Source organism: Edaphobacter aggregans DSM 19364, from assembly GCF_000745965.1.
GTDB lineage: Bacteria > Acidobacteriota > Terriglobia > Terriglobales > Acidobacteriaceae > Edaphobacter > Edaphobacter aggregans.
Map to the genome: position 1 here is coordinate 1 of NZ_JQKI01000240.1, position 5,153 is coordinate 5,153.

Below are 5,153 nucleotides of genomic sequence, written 5' to 3' on the forward strand. Positions count from 1 at the left end.
GAATACACGCTGTGCCAGCAGCTCATGCAACGAATGTTCGATCTTCCCAGCTTGCCGCTTGTCTTCCAGGCACCCGGCCAAGCCGCCGATCAAGCCGTAGCCTCGCTCGGCCGCCTTCAACAGGAGGGCGCCGCCATCGGAACTGCCCTGCCGCTGATCGAACTGCGCCACGACCGGCTTGGAAAAAATCTCAGCGAACAACAAACACTCTGTCGTGCTATTGTCTGACACGCATAGGCCTCTTTGGCTTATTTAAACACTGTCTTGACAACATGTCCGGAGCTTTCGCTTCTTCAACCTTCAAGAATTATTCGGACTAAATGGCTCTTAGTTTCGCCTGTTGTGTTATCAACCGTAACATGAGTCGAGCAAAGCGATAAGGCGTCGCGGTAGTTCGTCTTGCCCCTTTCCATAGGATTTAGTTTGTCATCTAGAGGAGAGTGGCAGACTGTGGACCCATTCACGACCATGCAATTGTTGTTTGGGGCAATAACGGGTCACGCATGAAAACGAATTCATCCGCAACGTTCAGGTGCATCATAACGATATTCAACCTATCTAGCTATCAACCATAACCATGCGATAGATGTAATCACTAATAAGAGCAGCGTGATAAACGTTGCTTTGGCGCCAGGTGAGAGAAACTGCTTAGGAAGTGCTTCGGCCGTGTCACGTATTGAAATCGCCGACTCTTTGCGCTTCGCCGTCAGCGATTTATATGCGATCACCACAATGAACAACGACATTAATAGAGCGACAAAGCCGGTGAAAATTCCCCATGCTGGTCTGGCGTGCATGAGAACGATAAGGTTCCCCGATTCTACGTTCAAAAAGGAAAATAGCGCGAAACCCCCGACGATTCCAAGTGCGATGAGAAGAAGACCGAGTTGGAAAGGCGGTCGCTCGTTCTCGCCTTTATATCTGCCCAACAACACTCCCCAGACGATAGCAACGAAACCGATTATGAGAACGATCCGACCGTACTCCCACATATCAGCAAGAATTTGTCGCGCAAGATTTGAGATATCCATCGTGAGGTCCTAATATTTCCCAGTCTTGCAGTAATTGAGTGCTGCTAGGTAGATCAGACCATCGAGAATTGCCTTCGATGCCCCAATAAGCTTCCCGGCTCCCGTTGCTATTGCACCCGTAGCAACAGCAACCGGTCCTTGCAAGCCAGCGGGCGCATTCCCTGGCACCGGGACGCCGAGAGTCGGCCCGGCCCCTAAAAACACACCATAGGTACTGGAGAGTGTGCCTTGTCCATTCACAACGGAGTCGTACACGCTAGTGACGTTCGTCACGGTATTTCCTAACGCGCCATTGAGGAAGCCTCCTAGCACGGGCACGTTCATGACTGAATCAGGAATTACACCTGTGAGGCTCCAAGTATTTGCTAGCTGATCCGCGCATTGTCTGGTTGTAGGTTTCGTCACGTTATTTGGGGCTGCTCAGTTTTGAGGAGATTTTCTCCACCAGCCATATGCATCCGGAGGTCAACACGAATCCGGGGATGGAGAGGGCTAATCCTCCGGTTCCCGTGAGATACGGTTTGTCCCACGGAAGCAGGAGAATCATGGGAATCTGGAGTCCTATCCCTAACGCCAGAGCCATCCAGAACCACCATTCGCGCTTCAACTCCCATCTGAGCTTAGCCGCCACAATCGTAACTATAGTGCAGCATGTCCAACCCATAGCAGCGCCGCCGTGTGAATGAGGCTTCGCTATAGAAAACACGACTATTGAAGCGAGAAACGTTAATACCGTGAATGTGAAGCTGAAGTCGGTTCTGCCGCTCTCTGTAGTCATTAGAAGCCCGCCTTGCACGCCTGGTACTTGTCAAGAGCTTCGGTCGCATCCTTGTAGAAGTAGGCTGCGCTCACAAGAGACCCCACGAAAGGAATTGCCGCAGCGGTGCGCCCCCAGGCAATTGATCCTCCAGCCTTAGCGATCTGTTCGGCTCCGGCTGCAATGGGCGAAGCTTGCGCTCCTAGCGCACCTGCGAATGTGCCCCCTACATCCTGGTGGTACGCGCTGTTTGCCGCACTTGCGAGACCCACAACAACTTGCGCCGTCACTAGACCAGCCCCAGCTCCTGGGATCGCGCCCACAAATGTACCAGCGGCATCCAGTGCCACGGTCGTTCTCGCATCTCTCAGTATCTGCCCACAATCTTTCTGCTTCGGCTGCCCCGGTTTATTTGGGGCACTCGGGGCGGGCGCAGGAGCAGCTGGTTTGGATCCGACTAGTACTATTTGACAGGGCTGTGAAGGCTGACCCGGAGATACGGCGCCACATCCAGGACCACCGTACTCTGAGATATACCAGGGTAAACCGCTACCACGGCCAGAGCAGTAGGTAGTGGTGAAGGTACCTTCGTCACCATGTCCGTTATTAGCGCTCGGATTCACCCACGGCGTCGTGACCGTATAGCAGTCAGCGAGTCCAAGTGGATCAGTCGACGCTAAGGGATTATTCCCAACATAGCTATACCGATTGAAACTCTGTGGATCCGAGGGGTCATAGCTTCCCATGTATGGATCGGGGCTCAACCATCGGCCCTGCGTGGAGGAATACTGCCTGAACTGAGCGTGGTGGGTGTCGTCGGTGTCGCGGTCCAGCTGGGCGAAGTGGAGATTATCTTGGTCATTACCTGCGGGATCGCTCCCATTTGGGGTATAACCATCCCCCCAAGGAAGAGATAAGTAAGAGGAGGCGATAGTTCCCGTATAGTCTGTTCTCATCCGCTCGGTTCCTATCCAGTCCTGGTGGTCAAAGTAGGTCGTGCCATTGAAAGCGCGATATGCAAGCTGCTGCCCGCCCCAATAGATTCGGCCTTCATTCCCGAAGTTTATTGACGCTATCCAACTGGAGGTGCGCCTTCCCTCGTAATCGTAGAGATATTCCATCGTTGAGTTGGGCGCCTGCACTCTGACTCGACGGTTGAGCGCATCGTACACATATTGACCGGTTGAGCCATCGTCCACCTGAAGGATATTGCCATCGGCATCATAGGTATAGCTGTGCAAACCGTCATTTCTCATATTGCCAGCAGCATCGTAAGTGAAGCCTGAGATTCGATTCGTGGGCTTATCAATGAGCAAGGAAGGCGATGGTCCTCCCTGTAGGGCATTTTGCTGCCAGCGATTTCCATAACGATCATACGCCCAGTTATAGGTCGATACTCCGGATGTTGACGAGGAGAGACGGTCAAATTCATCGTATCCGTAGGATGTACACTGGTTGATCGCCGCATCGCATGCCCCCGTCACGCGAGAACCACTGATAGCTACTGCGTAAGCATAGATTTGCGTGTAGGGGTCGCAGTAAGCCTGTCCCGGATGAATCGGAGTTCCACCACATATCCATTTGCCGGATTGGCGGCCCATAGAGTCGTAAGTGATCGTAGCCCACAAACCGTTTCCAAGCGTGTAGCCTAATGGCCCATTCGGTCCATTAACCACATCAGAAACGAGGTTAGCCGGGTTTCCTCCAGAGGTATACGACAGGTTTGTGATGGACGAGACTTCGCCTGCCGGGGAGCGACCATATTGAATGGCTCCGGTTGCTCCGTCTGATTTCAGTGTGAGATTGCCTGCAAAATCGTATGCGTACCCTATCGAAGGTCGACTTTCCTGGGACGGCGCACCACAGATAGATGGAGCGCATTGCCACATCTGAGTGATCCTGCCCATCGAATCGTAACTGAAGAGTCCTCTTGTAAGTGTCGAACCCGCGCCCGATGCCATATCTGCCAGATGCCCCTTTAGATTGGTCGGTGTAACCGTCCACTGCATCTGCGGACTGACAATGTCGTAGTCGTAGTGTCTATTTGGCGTCCCGTCATCGTAGGTAATACTCACTACTCGGCCGACTTTGTCGTATTGCGTGACGGTGTTCGTCTTCACATTTGGATCAGTTTGGTTGGCACTCGGCTTTGTCCGAGTCACCTGTAAGCCTGTACTGTTGTAGACGTAACTGTAGCTCGTCTCGCCTCTCTCCGGCTCTTTGGTGTAGACAGTACGCCCCAACGAGTCCGTCTGGAAGATGCGTTGCTGCACGCCCTGAGTGATGGTGGTCTTGTGGTTGACAAGATCGTAGGCGTAGGTGGTGAGATAGCCGGTGCCCGCGATATCAAGCCCACAGTTCTGCGGTGAATCACCCTGCAGGCTATTGCTCGAAACCTCGCACACTGCGGTGACCCTCCCCAGCGCATCTGTCTGAGTAATCTTCTGCACACCGGTGGTTACGTCTGTCATTTTCACGGCTCGGGAGTTGTATTCGTACGTTGTGTTGTCGTCGGCCGTGCTGATATTGCTCACGCGGCCCAAGGTATCGTAGGTGTACGTGGTCCCAGAACCGGAGCACTGTTTAGTTGCGTTAGCACCGGCAAAACCCGAGCCCTGGTAGCGTGTGCTCTGAAAGTGGAGCAGACCTACTGCATCGTAGCAATAATCAACCTGATACCAATCAGTGCCAGGCGCCTGTCCATTGTAAACAGCCACACGACTGACTCGGCCATACGGATTATAGAGGGTCTCGATGTCTGCGTTCGAGAGCCCTGATCCTCGAGTTGTGGATTGGCCAACCTGGAAAGCGTTGGGCGTCGTGCCGTAGTTGTAGCTCGTGCTTCCGCCGTCAATAGCGTTGATCTGCTTCGGGCGCAAAAGCTTATCGTACGTAACGACCTGAATCTGAGATGTGGTCGGATTGTTGGCATCTGAGGCAGAGGTCTGGGCGCCAGAACTGACATCAAATGAGGCGTAGTTTGGCAACGAGACGCCACTGGATGGAGTTGGCGGAGTCACTTGAGTAGCGAATCCCTGTGTTGAATCATAGGAGTATTGCGTTTTCCCGGTTGACCCAGTGGTGCTGATAGGGACGCCCGTATCATAGTAGATCGTGGTCGTGTTCAGGGTTGAACCGGAAGCATCGATCCGAACCTGAGATGACGTTTGGTTTCCTCCTTTAGCCTGCATCATTCACGAAGGCTGAGCGAGCGGTTGTTGTGAGCGCGAGCTCGTGACGAAGGCTCGTTTGGCTGGGTGCTGTTGGTTGGATTGCGGTGAGGGGGAGCCTTGCCTAAGCGTTTGCTGGGGGTGGCGCCGTTTTTCGTGCGCAGTTCTCCTGATCCGCAAGTTGCGTGAGGGTGG

The 5,153-nt window shown here is 53.5% G+C and carries 4 protein-coding genes; all 4 read right to left on the reverse strand.

Features of this window, described 5'->3' with window-relative positions:
* Positions 1 to 201, reverse strand: a 201-nt coding sequence (locus Q363_RS30450) for a transposase (RefSeq protein ID WP_035358246.1), incomplete at its 3' end; no start/stop codon positions are given.
* Positions 202 to 554: 353 nt separating this feature from the next.
* Positions 555 to 1,031, reverse strand: coding sequence for a hypothetical protein (locus tag Q363_RS30455; RefSeq protein WP_035358249.1), 477 nt, complete (start codon positions 1,029 to 1,031; stop codon positions 555 to 557).
* A 406-nt stretch (positions 1,032 to 1,437) separates the two neighbouring features.
* Positions 1,438 to 1,809 (reverse strand): hypothetical protein, encoded by a 372-nt coding sequence (locus Q363_RS30465; protein ID WP_035358252.1) that lies wholly within the window; start codon positions 1,807 to 1,809, stop codon positions 1,438 to 1,440.
* The gene (locus Q363_RS30470; protein ID WP_084080936.1) at positions 1,809 to 4,982 is read right to left on the reverse strand and encodes an RHS repeat domain-containing protein; all 3,174 of its coding nucleotides are present in this window, start codon (positions 4,980 to 4,982) and stop codon (positions 1,809 to 1,811) included. Before Q363_RS30470 ends, Q363_RS30465 begins: the two co-directional genes overlap by 1 nt.
* Between the last annotated feature and the right edge of the window lie 171 nt (positions 4,983 to 5,153).